The 17,281-nt window shown below is 44.2% G+C and carries 13 protein-coding genes; 5 read left to right on the top strand and 8 right to left on the bottom strand.

Translation table 11 applies throughout. The features are described from left to right. The 3 genes from V144x_RS28725 to V144x_RS14515 form a co-directional block, all read right to left on the bottom strand. On the bottom strand, positions 1-182 hold a 182-nt coding region (locus tag V144x_RS28725; protein WP_232102819.1), incomplete at its 3' end, for a hypothetical protein. Positions 183-548: 366 nt separating this feature from the next. Continuing rightward, on the bottom strand, positions 549-1,019 hold the full coding sequence (locus tag V144x_RS14520; RefSeq protein ID WP_144985866.1) for a hypothetical protein: 471 nt from the start codon (positions 1,017-1,019) through the stop codon (positions 549-551). 100 nt (positions 1,020-1,119) lie between these two features. After that, positions 1,120-2,139, bottom strand: coding sequence for a DUF1559 domain-containing protein (locus V144x_RS14515; protein WP_144990904.1), 1,020 nt, complete (start codon positions 2,137-2,139; stop codon positions 1,120-1,122). A gap of 336 nt (positions 2,140-2,475) precedes the next feature. Between V144x_RS14515 and V144x_RS14510 the strand changes: the two genes are divergently transcribed. From V144x_RS14510 to V144x_RS14500, 3 genes are all read left to right on the top strand, one after another. Next, positions 2,476-2,997 (top strand): sigma-70 family RNA polymerase sigma factor, encoded by a 522-nt coding sequence (locus V144x_RS14510; RefSeq protein WP_144985865.1) that lies wholly within the window; start codon positions 2,476-2,478, stop codon positions 2,995-2,997. A gap of 13 nt (positions 2,998-3,010) precedes the next feature. Beyond that, the gene (locus tag V144x_RS14505; RefSeq protein WP_144985864.1) at positions 3,011-4,669 is read left to right on the top strand and encodes a LamG-like jellyroll fold domain-containing protein; all 1,659 of its coding nucleotides are present in this window, start codon (positions 3,011-3,013) and stop codon (positions 4,667-4,669) included. Between the two features lie 485 nt (positions 4,670-5,154). Beyond that, positions 5,155-5,355, top strand: a complete 201-nt coding sequence (locus V144x_RS14500; RefSeq protein ID WP_144985863.1) for a cold-shock protein — start codon at positions 5,155-5,157, stop codon at positions 5,353-5,355. Positions 5,356-5,513: 158 nt separating this feature from the next. On the opposite strand, the gene V144x_RS14495 is transcribed toward V144x_RS14500, so the two are convergent. The 3 genes from V144x_RS14495 to V144x_RS14485 are packed head-to-tail and all read right to left on the bottom strand — an operon-like array spanning position 5,514 to position 11,096. Next, positions 5,514-7,892 (bottom strand): aminotransferase class III-fold pyridoxal phosphate-dependent enzyme, encoded by a 2,379-nt coding sequence (locus V144x_RS14495; RefSeq protein ID WP_144985862.1) that lies wholly within the window; start codon positions 7,890-7,892, stop codon positions 5,514-5,516. A gap of 9 nt (positions 7,893-7,901) precedes the next feature. Next, positions 7,902-9,575 carry a hypothetical protein gene (locus tag V144x_RS14490; protein WP_144985861.1) on the bottom strand — a complete coding sequence of 558 codons (1,674 nt, stop codon included), beginning with the start codon at positions 9,573-9,575 and terminating at the stop codon, positions 7,902-7,904. Positions 9,576-9,608: 33 nt separating this feature from the next. Continuing rightward, positions 9,609-11,096: a hypothetical protein gene (locus V144x_RS14485; protein WP_144985860.1), complete on the bottom strand. Its 1,488-nt coding sequence runs from the start codon at positions 11,094-11,096 to the stop codon at positions 9,609-9,611. Positions 11,097-11,278: 182 nt separating this feature from the next. Here V144x_RS14485 and V144x_RS14480 point away from each other — a divergent pair, with 182 nt between their 5' ends. Both V144x_RS14480 and V144x_RS14475 read left to right on the top strand, forming a co-directional pair. Next, on the top strand, positions 11,279-12,004 hold the full coding sequence (locus V144x_RS14480) for a FadR/GntR family transcriptional regulator (protein WP_144985859.1): 726 nt from the start codon (positions 11,279-11,281) through the stop codon (positions 12,002-12,004). A gap of 60 nt (positions 12,005-12,064) precedes the next feature. Further along, positions 12,065-12,889, top strand: a complete 825-nt coding sequence (locus tag V144x_RS14475; protein WP_144985858.1) for an HpcH/HpaI aldolase family protein — start codon at positions 12,065-12,067, stop codon at positions 12,887-12,889. Positions 12,890-12,893: 4 nt separating this feature from the next. Here the strand turns inward: V144x_RS14475 and V144x_RS14470 are convergent, their stop codons facing one another. Further along, positions 12,894-14,333 carry a DUF1501 domain-containing protein gene (locus V144x_RS14470; RefSeq protein ID WP_144985857.1) on the bottom strand — a complete coding sequence of 480 codons (1,440 nt, stop codon included), beginning with the start codon at positions 14,331-14,333 and terminating at the stop codon, positions 12,894-12,896. A gap of 39 nt (positions 14,334-14,372) precedes the next feature. Beyond that, positions 14,373-17,231, bottom strand: coding sequence for a DUF1553 domain-containing protein (locus V144x_RS14465; protein WP_144985856.1), 2,859 nt, complete (start codon positions 17,229-17,231; stop codon positions 14,373-14,375). Between the last annotated feature and the right edge of the window lie 50 nt (positions 17,232-17,281).

Raw genomic sequence — 17,281 nt, 5'->3', positions numbered from 1 at the left:
ACGTGGATGACTTCTTCAGTTCGATTGTTGATGGCGACAATCCGCTGTTGAACTAGTCGTCTGACTGAGAAAAACGTCAGCCCTCTCAAACTCCGGTTTGAGGGGGCTTTTTTTGTGGATTGCAGACGCTTTGTATGAATGTGAAAGTAAAAAGCAGTAACATTGTGAATCCCAGATCTCATTCATTAAGAATCATTGCACGTTTAGCTTCTCTCCCTGCTCTGCTGAATAAATTACAAAGTTCGTTTATACGAACCCAGACCAAATTAAAATACTCGGTTGATTAGATAACTATCACATTTCGTGTTTTAAGTATTCGACATATCTAACCGATTTGTTATTGGTGGCCGAGGCGATAAAAGCGATTGGAGGAGCCATCGAACCTATAGTCAGCTTCTTTGAGAATCCCATAGGACAATACCCGCCAACTTTTAATCAGTAGGTTTTAGGTACGATTCCTTGCGAGGGCATTGAAAAAGCCTTAGCTCTATGTGAACTAAGGCTTTGTTTCTGAATAGGTTAGTAAAGCGAATTGCTGCAATATATATTTACTTTGACTTCAAATCGATGTCGATTTTATTCTCGCCCTCTTTAATGGTGTATTCAAGTCCGCTGGTTGAATGTTGCTGATACTTGACAGGAAACTTCGGTTTGGCTGGTGCAGCATCCCCACCCTCAAGCATTTCTTCAGCAGACATTTCTTCGGTGTTTTTACCAACCGTAGGAGGTTGGATTAGTACTTTGTAACTACCTAAGGGAAGTTCTGATTTACGTTCCCCGTCTCGAGCCCACGTAATGGAATAATTTCCATCCGCATCAGTCTCACCAAACGCAGCATATCCGGCGTCCATTTTCATGAATAGTAATTGCGTTCCCTCATCAATGGTTTTTCCATCGAGAGTCAACTTACCATTGACACTCCCCATAGGACCGTAGTCTGTTTTGCTTGAGCATGCCGAAAAGGTGAATCCGATCAAAACAATCAGTAATGAAGGTATAACAAGACGGGACAAATACATGAGTAATTTTCCTTTATGATCACAAAGCTCAGACGCACATCAACTTAGTAGCAAGACTCAAGTCACGCACAAAGTCATCGACTTCATTAAGAAATCAACCCTAGAACTCTCCAATTGGTTGTCCATCATCACGTGTAGCTAACTGCTTCAGAGTTTCAAGATGAACGTTTTCGCTGAGAAACCTTACAGAACCATCTGCGAGCAGAACCTGGACCCCTCCAACATGGAAAGACATCAGTGGGTTATTTGCCCCCACATTGCTGCCCATACCAGGAAAGAGTTGATTGGCAAAAGGCTCTTGGTTAGGACTGTACCTGACAGTGGTGAGATTGAAACAACGTTGATCAGAATTCGCTGCAACTGGTTGAAGGTTGGGGGGTGTACCAGTTACACGAAGTCCCATCAGCCAGCCGTGTGTGGTGCCAGTCGCTGCCAACTTCGAATAGGTTCCGGCAATAAGCCGTTCAAGTTCTCCATTAGCCTCTCCGATCATGATGGTGTTACTCGAACCATCAGTACAGTCGCGCAAACGTATTCCTTTATTTGGGACGAGCATCCCTCCACCCGAAATCAGACCGAGGCTACCATCATCAAAAATACGACTTTCAGTAAATGTCGTTGGATCAGCGGCTCCTGTGATACCGGCATAATGAGCAAAAGGACAAAAAGACCCATTGCGAACTGCCAGTGTCGATGAAGGACATGTGAATGCGGGGATACGACCTGCTTCATTGACGATCACACGATTTAAATCACCTGCGCTGCCAGCGCCTTCATTGACATAGCCGGGGGACTCCCCTTCCCATTCCATCGAATTATACATGGTAGCGAGGTCCATGAATGGTAAGATTAATCCATAAAAACTGGGGCCAAAACTGTGTCCACTACCTCCATTTCGCGGTACACCGGAGTGAACACCTCCAGGAGGAAATTGTGAAAACGTCTCATAGTAGTTGTGCAGGCCAATTCCAAGTTGCTTCAAATTATTTTTACACTGAGATCGACGAGCCGCTTCGCGTGCCTGTTGAACGGCTGGTAGAAGTAGCGCAATTAAAATGGCGATAATGGCAATGACGACCAACAATTCAATGAGCGTGAAACCACGTACACTTTTTCTCATAATTAATTATCCCAGCCCAATAAAGAATCCACCCCAGATAAAAATAATAAAGGTATCTTGTCATTCACGGTGGTAAATAAATCGAAGAAAGACCAAATGGGGTGTATGCATGGACCTTTCTCCTACTCAAATTCTCCTTTCGTGTTTTACATTCCCCTCAGGTTTTGTGAATATTTGATGAATTTGTTGGAATTAGTCTGTAAATTCATTAATCAATAAAAAAAAAGAACATTTCTGGGGGAATTGTGCGTCCAATTGGAGAAGAAGGCTGATAGTTCACAACAAGCCGATGAGGTCGAACAGCGGCGCCAGTAATCTCCTTATCAATGTGACACGATGAAGCCTTCTGGAAATGTTTTTGCCAAGTTGATGGTCACTTATGATCGTGAGCTGTTACGGTATATTATGATGCTCATCCCTCGTCGGGATGATGCAGAAGAAGTGTTACAACGAACAGCACTCGTGTTATGGGAAAAATTTGAGGAATACGACCAAACGAGAGATTTCCTGCCATGGGCAACACGTTTCGCCTATTTTGAATCACTTAATTTTCGAAAGGAATGCGCCCGTAGCAGGCTGATATTCAGTGAGGAGATCATGTCGCTTCTGACACAGTCGCGAAAAGAACAAGAGTCATACTTGAGCCAACGACGTTCTGCACTCAAACAATGTCTGGCCGAACTTTCCACAGAAGATCGAAACATGTTGGAACGAAGATATACAGATTCATCAACGATTAAGTCATTGGCCGAAGAGCAAGGGCGTACTGTCAAAGCACTCTACCGACGACTAGACCGAGTACGCAAATTAATTTCCGATTGTATCGAGCGCCGAGTCGCTGCTTTGGACAGGATATAAAGGACCTAATCAGATGTCAGCATCAATTCCTGATGGGCAAATCCCCGAAAGTGACGTCGACCTTATTCGTCGTTTACTTGATGGACATATCTCCGAAGACGAGTTTGAAGCAATTCAGATCCGCCTCCAGTCAGATACTTCTTTTCGAGATCGATATATCCAGTTAGTCGACCTTGAATCTGCACTCTATGAAGAATGCTCAGTACCAAATTCCAATACACACTCGTCTGGTATAGTACCATTAAGAATTCCGCATCAGTCAAAAACCAACAAAAAATTCATCGCCCTGACTCTCTGCGCTGTATGTTTCCTGTTATTTCTCTCATTCTTAATAAACTCAGTTTCAAGCAATGCTCTCCCATCTAAAGTTGAACTTACTGAAGCCCCAAAACAAAAAAATCCTCGTATCATTTACACTTCTGATAAGAAAAAAGAAACACCGGACATTGCAATTCTAACTCATGTTGAAGGAATCGATTCTAATGAGTTAAAACTGGGACGATGTTTTAAGGCTGGTACACTTAAAATTCCTCATGGAAAAATCAAACTTGAATTTTTCAGCGGGGCACAAATTACGATTATTGGACCGGCAGAGATTGATATGATCTCACGGTCGTCTGCAACTCTCCGATCTGGAAGGGCAACCGCACAAATTCCCGAATCTGCAATTGATTTTGTTATCAATGCACCGGAGTCTGCAGTCGTTGATTTAGGAACAGAGGTCGGTATTCAGGTCGATAAAGATGGTTCAACTGATATAGACGTGATTAAAGGTAAAGCAAAGGTCTCTCTTTTAGGAAATGATGGAAATTCAATTGTCAGCAAAAAGCTTAATGAATCACAAAGAGCTCGCGTTGATCAAAATAAAATAGCAGTCAATAACAAGCTAGACTCGTCGACGACTTCACAAACTGTTGTAGAAACGCCATCGTTAGCCTTACCCGTGAGGAAAGATTATGTAGAGTCGATAAAGAAGTCTGAGCCTCTGGTTTACTGGCGTTTTGAATCAGAAGACCATGGACAGGTACGAAATGAAATGAATCTTCAATGGCCGGCCAATATCATTCGAAATCTAGATGAGCCAAATAGCTTACAGATTGTTGATGGGTATGCTCGATTTAATACCTCGCGAAACCCTCGCATGATTATGTCTGCTGATCCATTTCCACTTCTTAATGAAGGCCCCTTCTCGATAGAATTTTGGTTAAAAGCAGATCATTTGTCACACATGACTTGCCTGTCAGTGGTTCAAGATGATGACGACGTTGGAATTAAACATCTAAACGTTATTGAGATTATGACTAAAAAGCACCTTTCACATCTTGTTCATGATCTCGGTAACATCCGTTTTCTCCAACGATATCCTCCCAGTCCTGATGGATTCACTGGTGCGAATCTCTTTTCGAAAGAAAGATGCACCCCTGGTCAATGGATGCATGTTGTTGTCGTTAAAAAAAATGATATGCTTGAGATGTATATAGATGGAACAATTACCCGACGCGTTTTTCTTAACCTGGAGAATGAGCCATCGACTTACAAACTATATCTTGGTCAACTCAGAATTGTGAATACACTGCGACAGTTTGTTGGGGCAATTGATGAATTCGCGCTTTACAAACGAATCTTAGGTCCGGAAGAGATCTACAACCACTATCGCTTGATGTTTTGGTAAATCGACGGAACTTTCTATGTGCAGTTCAAGCCCTTGTCTGTCGTTAAATTTTAATATTTCTTTCAAAAGGAAAGTAGCTCGCTATAATTTTCGGTAGAAGCTCATGGTGTTATTTGGAGCGGCAGTTTCATTCTGGTAAAAGTGGTTTCCAAGTCTACGACCTCTCAATACCTCTTTTTTGTGGTTAGCAATGGCTTGAGAGCAGGTTAAGAAACGCTTTAAAATAGGCTTGTCGCCTTTACACTTAGCCAGTACCTAGTATAATGCAGTGGTCATGGCAGTTCGTGACGAGCAGAGACAAGGTGTAGGTATAACTGACTCTGAGTCATTTTTCTCTTCCCGCTTCATTCTGCGTAGCAGGGCTTCTACGTAAGTTTTCGCTTCAGTTTTTTGTTGCTCTATCTGCTTTTTGTTTTTTGGGACTACGGGTTTGCTATACTTTAAGCATGACCGTATGTCATAGGTTTTTATGTTGGAGCGCAGAAATGCCACAAGGTAAAATCAAGAGGTTAGTTTCAGATCGCGGTTTTGGCTTCATTGAAGGAGAACAAGGCGACTTGTTTTTCCACCATTCTGAAATACAAGGGTTAACTTTTGAAGAACTTCAAGAAGGTCAAATGGTCGAATACGAAGTTGGTGAAGGCCGTAAAGGTCCCTGCGCTACATCAGTTCGCGTTGCTGAGTAACCGTAAAGACAGATTCTGATTCCATTAGTACCGACTAACAAACGCTACTGGATTATGAATTCAGTGGTGTTTTTATTTAGATGCCACAAGCCAATGGAACCAATTACATCTTCCAGTGATTCAAAACGAATGTTTGATCGATTGAGAAACTCGATCAATTAAGTCAATCTCGCAAATCCGGTGTGTTTTACTGGGCCACCAATCCGTTTTCGAATCTCTCCGTCTTGGATTGCAGTGGCAAGTTCTTCAAATACTTCATCCAAAGCGGCAAGATAAGCTTCGACATGTCGTGGCTCGTGCGCAAGGCTTGCGTTAAAAGCACCACCGGCAAGGAAGCCATGATTCAGCATGCGAGCAGTCATTAGTGTAGTCAGTGCTGCTGCTTCTGGATGATCGAATGTCAGTACCGCCATCGCTGGATGACCTCCTGTATTAACAGGTACTTTGTGCTTATATCCAAGTTTTTCCCAGCCTTCAATGGCGAGAGATCCAATATGCGCCAGATGAGCAGGAATATCAAAATCCATTTGTTTCTTTACGCATGCTACTGCTGCGGCGGGTCCCACACCTTCTGTCCAGAATGTACTGGAGATAAAAGATTCCTGAGCAGCTTGCATGACTGCTTGTGTTCCGATAATCGCCCCGATGGGAAAACCATTACCGAGTGCCTTAGCAAAGACTGCTAGATCAGGTTCAATACCATAATTACGATGTGCGCCTCCAAGACAGAGTCGCCAACCACTTGAAATCTCATCGAAGATTAATGGTGTATCAAGGCGATCACAGCGCTCGCGGACACCTTCAAGAAAATTTGGATCGGGATCTGTTTTTCGAGTTGGTTCCATTACTACCGCAGCCAATTCATGACCGTGTTTCGCAATGATTTCGTCGAGCTCATCAAGTTTGTTATAATGGAACGTCAATGCTGTTCCTGCTAAATTGGTGGGAACGCCACGTGGTTCGAGGCCCGGTAAAAGGTGACCGGTTAAATGATCGATTTGTTGTTTTTGGCCATTTTCATTTACAGGTAAATTTGCGGCGAGATACCAATCATGCCAACCATGATAGCCGCAAATTGCGACCTTATCGCGTCCGGTAAATGCGCGTGCGATACGAACCGCAACAACCATTGATTCCCCTCCCGCGCGAGTAAACCTCGCATTTTTTGCCCAGGGATGAATTTTGAGCAGTAGTTTTGCGAGTTCTAGTTCGTCAGCTGTTTGTAAAGTCGCCATTGATCCAAGAGTAACACGACGAATCACAGCTGAATTCACATCTGGATCACTGTAGCCAAGAATACAGGCAAGAATTCCACCAAGGCTCATATCGATGAAATGGCGTCCTTCGATATCAATGATTTCACAGCCTCTGGCTTCACGATAGTAGGCGGGCCACTGATCTGGCGCAAACATTTCTGGTCGTTTACTTAGTAATTGCGTACCACCAGGGAAGATCTCTTTTGCTTCTCGATAGACAGCTTGTACATCTGGCGGGCTTTGAGTCAGCGGTAACTTGAGCAGTCGTCTGGCTCCCAGGCAGAAGACTTCTTCCACATCCCCATCGGTCAGATGCTGATTTTCGCATGCCTGTTTCAGTGCCAGTAGTGACTCGATCCCGAGAAGTGTTGGTTTTGCAAATCGAGAGTGGCTGAAATCTGGTCGAATCTCATCGAGCCATAAAAAACCATCTCCCAGGTTGATACAACGGCTGCGCATTTCCGTAACACAAAAGTCGGCACCAAAAAAGAGTCGGGTGGGACCAAAAACTTTCAGAATGGCCTCGAATGCCTCTGGTTCACATACAGCAGAAGTATCAAAAAAAACGTTTTCCAATCCTCGTAATGAAGAGATGCCTTCGACTGTATGGCGACCACAAAAGCCACGAGCTGCGTGGGCAAGGATCAATTTCGCACCAGGGTATCGCTCGCAATGCTGACGAATGTATGTTTGGTTTGCGGGCTCTGCCAATGCTCGTGGCAGCACCATATGCAACATGATCGCCAGCTCATACCGATGCGCCAGTTCCCAGGCCCATTCTGGGAGGAACTCTTCCGTCGGTGCAAATAGCGTGTCTTCTCGTTCGGCAAATAAGTGATATACTTTGAATCCAACAAAACCATCGTTAACGACTTGTTGCTCAACTGCTTCTGGCTTTTGACGTGGTGTGACAATCATCAGACCACGCGAATCTGGTGACTCTTTCACCTGGTCTGCCAAAAACTGGTTTGCTGCTTCAACATTCAATGTACGTGTGGGAAATGGAAAAAACAGCCCCCCTGTTGGACACCGTTCCGGCATCCAGAGTGAAAGTCTTTCATCATATACTGCCCGAGTAACTTCAGAAGGCCCTGCCGCCGCCAGTGGTGGAGTCGGTGTTCCTAGGTCGGCAGTACGCCAAAGATGTGCATGTGCATCAAATGAATTTGGTGGAACAAAACTCTTTAACTGTTGATCGAACAGTTTGAGATCTTCATCATTGATTGTTGCCCAGACATATGGATTGATTTCATTAGCAGCTTGACTCACGGATGCGTTCATAGTCTTGCCTTAATTCTTTCCAACATAAACAGCATATACTTTGGCACTATTTGCTTTTGGATAACTCACTTTGACTGAGATGTTCCTATTGGCAGGTAACCAGTCATGCGAACCTGGCCAGATCACTTCGAGATGTGTGCCAGATTTTTTGATTTGAGCAGCATCTTTACCAGAGAATCCAGCGAGTGGCTTAGCGCGTTCGTCAAGCAATTCAACGGTGAGAGCCGCAGTTGAAGAGACACCGTCTACATTCACAAAAAGTTTAGCATCACCTCGAATTTTGAATGGCGCTGTTGCAAAATACGCAGCAGAATCAGAGACCTTTCGAGAAAGATAGCCGAATCCATCGCGCCGAAGTGTTGCGAGGCCAATTTCCATATTTCGTAGTTTGCCACCAGTATCCCAATGTGAATACCACATCATTGTTTTATCACCGATATTCGCAAAAGCATGCCCCTGTAGTAGTGCAGTATTGTCCCATTCATTTTTTTTGCCTCGTGAGATTACTTTGTGATCTGCTACTGGCTCGCGAAAATGAATTCCATCATTACTCACAATCAATCCCAAATCGACGGTGACGCCTTCATTCCAATATTCGTTATCTTTTGGTTTCTTTGCCGCATCCTGCCACATGCCATAGAGCCCGATGATTGCATTACCGCGATTCCAGAGCCCCGCTCCCATGTGTGTTTGTTGGCCAGTGATTGGTTTGGCCGTGAATTGCCCTGGCCTTGCAAAAGAAGTTGCTTTCGCTCGTGACCAATTTTTAAAGTCAGATGAACGGTACGTGAGCATGACCCGCCCGATATCACTTCCATCCATTCTCCATGTCCATGGAGAGATCAACTGTCCTGTGGCGTAATAAAATCCATTGTAGTGATACAATCCTGAGACTTCGAAACGTTCGCCGCCAGAGTTCATGGGACGGTCTCCAATCACTTTCCAACTCAACCCATCAGCACTTGTTGCACTGATAAATGCCCCCCATCGTCGTTCATCAGGCCCAATTCGACTACGTCCACCTCGAACATCATCAAATGGTGGATGTGCGATATAAACGCATTTATAACGACGATTTGGATCAGGGTCTTTGGGGTCGTACATTACGGTTAGAAAGTCATTCACCTTAGACAATGAAGGAACCGTAGACTCCACCAGGCAGATATTGTTCTGCTTGTTTCCATTGAATTCAACGAGACCTAATTTGGGTTTGATCCAATTGACTCCATCCGTACTTTCGGCATAACACATGGGACGCCACCACCCAGGTGCCTGCCCTGCTTTGATCTTGGTTTCGAACATCCCCAGATACCACATGCGAAACTTTCCATCCATTTGGAGTACACTTCCATAAAGTATCGCATGACCATGATCCGGTGTACCAGCAGGTCCACGGCGTAGAACAGGATTGGCAGGATGCTTCTTCGCTTCAACAGGAGTAAGTTGCAAATTATCTCGCCACGGAATCGCATGATCATCGAAAGAGAAAAAAACAGCCTCTTCCACCTCAGGACCACCTGAAACTGAGACACGAACTGGTGGTTTCAAGTCGCGTGCGTTTTGCTCCTCTCCTCTGACAGTTTGCGGACTGAACTGTAATGAAAAAACGAATAACACTAGCAGGAGTGTATGTTTTCCCCATGTGGGAGCTAGAGATGCAACCGGCAATTGTAGTCTGTTCATTTGAAAACTTTCTGATTCATCTTCATCTTAGTTCTAAGGGATCCGGAGCAGAGGTTGGTCATTTTCAGGTACTACGAGTTTCTCGAGCATTCTCAAATCAGCCCCTGTTTTTTCATTGTTTGCGGCAGAGATCTGGAAATGTGAGTGAGTATCTTGACCTGTCAGCGTTTGGAATTCACTGAAATTACTCTTCGTGTAAGTTGTTTTATCAAAGCGAAACATGCTGACATCATAAATATTGTGATCTGCAATCCATCGCACGTCCCGCCACAAGATCACTTCTGATACTAAAGGCCCCCGTGACTCGGTGGCTGCAATGTAGTCATAGCGCGGAGGTTTCTGTTTCGCTTTAGGTTCACTTTTAATCATCGAATTATGTAGTTTGACTTCTCCACCCGTTGCTTGAAACTTGAGTCCCTGCAACGTAAGTCGGCGTGCATCAAATCGTGAGTGCTTGGAGACACGAACTTCATTCGCATCCGTCATACGGCGAATATAGACATTATCAATCTTAAGTGAACATGGTCGATATTTTTTCTCACGTCCGGTGACATGCAGGGTTCTCGCTGCCGATGAAAGCACTACGGCATTGCTCAAAGAATATCGCCCTGTATCAAGGAAGTAGAGATCGAACCCAAGGCAATCACGAATGAAAACGCGATTGTAACTCGTCTGACTGTCTCCTGTATCACAGATTCCAGTTGAATTTCCAATCGAGACGAAACCGTCGACACGATATTGGGCTGTTTCGTGTGCGCTAATACCATCATCACCACACTCAATGGCACGAATGTTTTCAAATAATACATCTTCACAATGGCCGTGAATGTTAAATCCATCGTTGTAGGGATGTGTCGCTGTCAGGTTGCGAATGATTAAATGCGCATTATGATTTTCTTTGTTGCTGCTAAATTGTACGCCAGCTGATCGAGTGGGCACAAAAATATTCGCTTTGGCAAGCTCCATTCCCGGTGATAGCTTTAGATAGAAGTCACCGAATATTTTGTTTGATTCAGATTGTTTCCTGCTAACATCTTCTATGAAAGTCCACTCTCCAGATTCTAGTTCCTCAGGCTTTTTCAGAGGTGCACTGGGCCCTTTTGAAGTACGCCCCATATGATTCATCTTGCCGTTCCAGAGGAAAAACCACCGGCTAATAATAGCATTGTTAAGATGGGGCAATAGGTTGCTGCAACGAAACAATCCAGGCTGAACTTCTTGCCATTGCTTTGGATCAAGTGGGTCAGAGCCTTCTAGTATTGCACCATGTCCATCAAGGGTGATCGGCTTACCAGGTTCGCCCTGCACACCATAAAAACCGGCGTAGTCTCGGTAGACAATTGGAAGCAGGTGAATCGTGTCGCCAGGTTTCGCAATACGAATCGCCCGACTTATAGACTTTACCGGACCAAAGGTTGATGAATCATCGCCAGATGTTGGATCAACTCGGATATCGCGTGCCGAGAGATGTGAAACTGACAAATGAATATTGAAAATGATCACGAAGATAATAAATCGCAATATTTGATCTCCTTGAGTCAAAACCAATTCAATACTGTTGAATTTCAATAAAATACTATTATAATGAAAATCGCATTTCAACCATAAACCCTCTCTGCTTATAAAATACTGTATATTTAGCAATTTATTAAGTGGACTCATTATTTGGGGCTAATTAAATTCTTAATAAATAGGTTTTATTTATGCCTGAAGAACCAAGAAAAAACCTTTCGTATCAACTTTCAGAACGGATTCGAGAGTATATTGAGCAAGCTGAACTACCAGATGGCTCCTTGTTTATGACTGAAGCTGAAGTCGCAGAGCAATTTGATGTATCACGTGCTGTTGCACGTGAAGCTGTAGGACAACTGCGTGCAATTGGTTTACTTGAAGGTCGTCAACGGAAAGGACTCATTATCCGGCGTCCTGATCCCGTAAAGCTGTTTTCAGCCAGCCTACCATTTCTGGCAAAATCAAAGCAGGATGTGTCTGAACTTTCACGATTACGCTATGTTCTGGAAGTAGGTGCGGTTGAGTTAGCAGTAAAGAATGCAAGTCCCAGCCAGATAACCCAATTGATGAATATTGCTGAACAGATGAAAACAGTCATCAATTCCAAAACGCAAGTGAATCAGGGCAAGGAACTCGACATCGCTTTTCACTCACTATTATTGGAAATGACGGGCTCAAAAATCATCGCTGGAATGCAGCGTGTTCTGGTAGACTTCTTTGGTAATATTGCAATCAGTGACTCTCTTGATGATAGCAGTACAGAGCGTATTGCCTGGGAGCATACCGAACTCGCAGAAGCGATTCGTGATCACGATATCGAACGTGCTCGCGCATTAATTCGTATGCAACTACGTCACTACTTGCCGGAGGCAGAAAGTGAATCACAGCTTGATGAGAAAACAGCCAAAGTGAATTGAAATTTTATTCGACCATCAATAATCTACAAATTTAATATTCTGATAAGGAGCGAGTGGCAGATGAGATTGAGTCGAGTAAAAGCGAAATTAAATCGCGGGGAGCCTGTACTAATCACGTGCTGTCACTTCACTGACCCGAGTGTTTATGAGCTTGTCAGCCTGATGGGATTTGACGGGATCTGGCTTGATGTGGAACACCATTCTACCAGTGGAGAAACAGCAGCATCACTGATGCGCGCTGCACGCGTTGGCACATCAGACATCATCGCGCGCCCGGCTAAAGGTGAATTTATGAGAATGGGCCGATTGCTTGAAGCAGGCGCACAAGGAATCATGTACCCACGGTGTGAATCGGCAGAAGAAGCTTTAGAATTAGTTCGTTGGGCAAAATTTGCTCCTGAAGGAGAAAGGGGAGTAGACGGTGCTAATGGTGACAATCCTTATTGCTGTATGCCGATGCCAGAATATTTAAAAACGGCCAACGACCACACGCTATTGATTGCACAACTGGAATCACCCAATGCTCTCGAACAAGCCGAAGCAATTGCGAATGTGCCAGGCATCGATGTGTTGATGCTTGGACCAGGTGATTTGAGTGTGATTGCCGGCATTCCTTATCAGTTTGATCACCCTTTGATCACAGATGCCTACCGCCGCGTTTCAGAAGCCGCAAAAAACACTGGGAAGTGGTGGGGAACAGTCAGCAGCACTCCAAAGCACACACAGATGTTATTTGATATGGGAGCAAAATTCATCTGTCATGGCTGTGATCTGATTATGGTCAAACAGGGTATGGAACGGATTCAAGAACGATATGCTTCGCTTGGTTTTACTTTTGACAATCGTTTGATTTCGGAAGCAGAAGAACTAAAGAGCCAGTCTTAAATAATCACGAAAACAGATCTTTTTTCACATGCCCTTCAACGTCTGTTAAGCGAAAATCGCGACCAGCATGACGATATGTGAGACGTTCGTGATCAACCCCCAGCAGGTGGAGCAAGGTTGCATGCATATCATGCATATGGACTTTATTTTCGATAGATTCATGACCAAACTCATCGGTGGCTCCGTATGAGAATCCAGATTTTACACCTGCACCACATAGAAAATGAGTAAAACCTTTCGGATTATGATCGCGGCCATCGGCTCCCTGCATAAAGGGATTCCTGCCAAATTCGCCACCCCACCAAACTAAAGTATCTTCGAGTAAACCTCGTTGTTTCAAGTCTTGAATCAGACCAGCAACTGGTTTATCTGTAGCTTTGGCATGAATTTCATGGCGTTGTATTTTGCTGTGCTGGTCCCAACGTGGATTGTTACCATTGTCTGCATAGTTCACCTGAATGTAACGAGTTCCCGCCTCTGCCATGCGACGTGCTAAAAGACACTGACGTCCAAAGTCTTCCGTTTCTTTCTGATCAATTCCATACATATCAAGTGTTGCTTTTGATTCACCAGAAAGATCTGTTAGTCCGGGTGCGTGTTGCTGCATGCGAAATGCAAGCTCGTAGGAATTGATCACAGCAGACAATTCATCATCTTCTTTGTGTGTTTGCAGCTGGCTCTGATTCAATGACTGTAGAAGTGAAAGTTGTTGGCGCTGCTTATTGAGAGACCATTGCTGATTTTTGATATTATTGAAGCGTGCTTCCCTGGCTGGTTGCCCTGCTCTTCCCAGTGTGGTTCCCTGAAAATGTGAGGGAAGGAACGCATTCGAGTAATTTCGTGGCCCCCCATTCGCTGAAGAGGGAGAAATTGTAATGAAACCAGGGATATTTTCGTTTTCTGTTCCCAATCCATAGGTGATCCAGGAACCAACCGAGGGCATGATTAGATTTGTCGTTCCTGTGTGCAGAAACAAAGTGCTGGGGCCATGTGCGACACCATTAGTATGCATACTGTGAATGAAACACAAATCGTCAACTTGTCGACCAATCTCCGGAAAAAGGTCCGACACCCAATGACCACATTCACCGTATTGCCGAAACTTCCAGGGAGACTGCATGACCTTTTCTTTACCAAAAGTTCCAGTTTTGGCAATCGTGCGTGAATTCTTAAATTCCAGTTCAGCGCCGTTTTTCTTTTCAAGCAGTGGTTTATAGTCAAACGTATCAACGTGACTTGGCCCTCCCTGCATAAAGATGAAAATGATCCGTTTGGCGCGAGGAGTAAACATCGGCTCTTGTGGTGCCAAGGGGTTTTGAAGAGCAACACTAGGGGTATTAGCGCGGGTTTGAGAAAGCAGACCTGAGAATGCCAGCGAGCCAAAGCCACAAGCTGATGATCGTAATAGATTCCTTCTTGAAACAGGACGATTCGCATCCAACATGAAAGGCTCCAGATTTATGATTAAGTAATTTGCTGGTAATTATTTGATATATCGAAAATCAATACAGGCAATCACTGTTTGACAGGCTGCAGTCCAGGCTTCTCTTTCAGATGCTCCGCCTTTCAATTTTGCCTCACTTAAAAAGCGTGCCATCCCTGTTTTTTCACTCGAATTGGGTAACCGCCCGAGAGTCATTTGAAACAGTGTGTCGATACGAGAAGATTGATCTTCGGAAACTTCTTCAATCAACCGTTTCGCAAGCTTTTGTGATTGATTGATCACAAAAGGGTTATTCATCAGATAGAGGGCCTGAGTTGACAAGGTACTTGTATTACGGTTTCCTACAGACAAATTGGGATCCGGAAAGTCAAATATGGCCAATAGCTCGTGCAATCGATTACGAAAGACGGGGATATAGACACTTCGATAATTATTCGTAAATTGATAACCATATTCTGATTTTGTGTTCTCTTTGATTGTCTGGTTTTGTCGAGAAAGGTCAAGATTTCCACTGACAAACAAAATCGTATCTCGAATTGCTTCCGCATCTAGACGTCTGTGATTCTGATGGGTTAAGAGTCGATTGTCTGGATCAGCCGTACGTTGTTTCGCAGTCGATTCACTTGAAAGTTGATACGTTTTGGAAAGCACGATTTCACGAATCATCGATTTGGTTGACCACCCACTCTCAATCAGCTTCAAGGCTAAATGATCTAGTAATTCGGGATGGGAAGGTAACTCCCCTCGTGTGCCGAAATTATCGACAGTGCGCACTAAACCGACTCCGAACAAATGGCGCCAAATCCGATTCACATAAACACGTGCCGTTAAAGGGTTTTGTGGGTTGGCTATCCATTGGGCCATTTCAAGCCGTCCACTTGAGGCCTTCGGGATCGTGATGGAATCTCGTACTTGAGCAACAGAAAGAAATCCACGTGGGACTTTTTTTCCGAGATTATGCACATCGCCTCTAATGAGAAGATGATAGTCTCCCGGTTGCTCGTCTTCGTAAATGGACATGATTTCTGCAACTTTTGGCGGGGCTGCTTTCTTTTTGCTTGCGATCTCAAGTTTGAGTGATTTAAGTTGTTTTTTTGTTTCTTTAATTTTGAGCAAAGTCTGTTTGTATTGGTTTACCGCTACCTCTTTCTGCTTTTCAGAATCTTGACTGACCGGTGCCGAAATGAAACGAATGGCATCTACAATCACATAGCCATCAGTTCCTGCATTCGAAATAATGACTTCCTCGTTTTTTGTACCAGAAAATTCAAATTCACCCAATGAGGAGAATGCACCATCAGACGGTTCGATTCTCTGGTTCACATAAACGGTATGCTCTCCTTTTGATGTTTTAATCGTGACAGGAACACGTGAGGCGCGAGATTCGGCAGAGTTATATGCCAACTGCACATCATAGCGGCCTGACTTGAGCTGCTTTGGAGAAAATTTAACCTGCTTTTTCCCTTTGGCAGCATGCTGGTCGTGAATATAACCCTGGCCAACATAGTCTTTAAAAAACGTCGATTTCTGCCAGTTTCCGACAAGTGTGGCAGAAGAATCATCGAGTGTGATCGTATTTAATTTCTGCTCCAATTCCTTCAATTCAGTCTGTTTAACTTTCTGATCAGCGGTGAGTCGTGCCATCACTTGAATGTACTCATCTCTTGTACGCTGCTTCTCTGGCGAAAGCGGGAGAGGCCGTTTTGTCCAGCCGGAAACATTTCCGGGAGTTAAGACTTTTGTACTGCGAAAGATCCCAGCCAAAGCATAGTAATCAGTTGCAGGAATTGGATCAAATTTATGATCGTGGCAACGGGCGCAACCGAGGGTCATCGCCAGAAAGGCACGACCTACAGTTTGAATCTGCTCGTCAATGACGTCCATGCGCAATTGTTCTTTGTCTTGTTGCTCATAATTAGTTGGTCCTAGAACTAGAAACGCGGTTGCAAATAACTGCTCACGTTTTTGTAAATAGTTGTTGGATTCCAGCAAATCTCCGGCAATTTGCTCCATGATAAATTCATCAAAGGGCTTATCCTGATTAAAAGCATCAATGATATAATTGCGGTATCTCCAGGCTGACTGGTATAGTAATGAGCGACCTCCACCCGTTGATTGTGAATAGCGGGCAACGTCCAACCAGTAACGGCCCCAACGCTCTCCAAAATGAGGCGATGCAAGTAGTTGATCAACTAGACGTGCAACAGCATCAGGACTCTCATCACTTAGAAATTGATCCATTTGATGGGGCGTTGGAGGCAGACCAATCAAATCATAATAGAGTCGACGTACTAAAGTTGTACGATCTGCATCGGGTGCTGTGGTCAGATTTTGTTTTTCCTGGGCAAACCGAATCAATCGATCAATATCTGATCGACTCCAGGCAGGATCAGAAACTTTGGGTAGGGATCGTTTTTTGACAGGCTGGAAAGCCCAGAATTGTTTTCCTTTTTCAATATCAATACTCTGCCTGACAATCTTGCTTTCCCCATCTCTTGGATCAGGGGCTCCCATTTTAATCCATGTCTCAAAATCAGCAATGATTTCCGGTGCCAGCTTGCCGGAAGGAGGCATTTCAAAACTCTCAAACCGGAGTGATTCTAATAACAGGCTCTCTTCTGGCTTTCCAGGAGTGAATATTGCCCCAGAATCTCCTCCCTTCAGAGTTCCAGCACGAGTATCGAGTAGTAATCCACCCCGAACCGACTTGGAGTTCGAAGCATGGCATTCATAGCAGTGTTTTATCAATACAGGACGAATTTTTGCTTCGAAAAACTCGATCCCTTTACTTTTTGACGAAGCATCTTTGGCATCTACATTTGTTATGGTGCCTACCAACATCAAAAAGATGATAAACAATAGGCGCTCTGTGTAGAAAGATTGAACAGGCCGTAGCATCAATCACGCTCCAAGCTCGAAATCAGAACATATCTGCTCTTGTACAACAG

This window comes from Gimesia aquarii (assembly GCF_007748195.1).
Classification (GTDB): domain Bacteria; phylum Planctomycetota; class Planctomycetia; order Planctomycetales; family Planctomycetaceae; genus Gimesia; species Gimesia aquarii.
The sequence above is the reverse complement of the archived record's forward strand: the minus strand, read 5'-3'. Positions and strand labels throughout refer to the sequence as shown.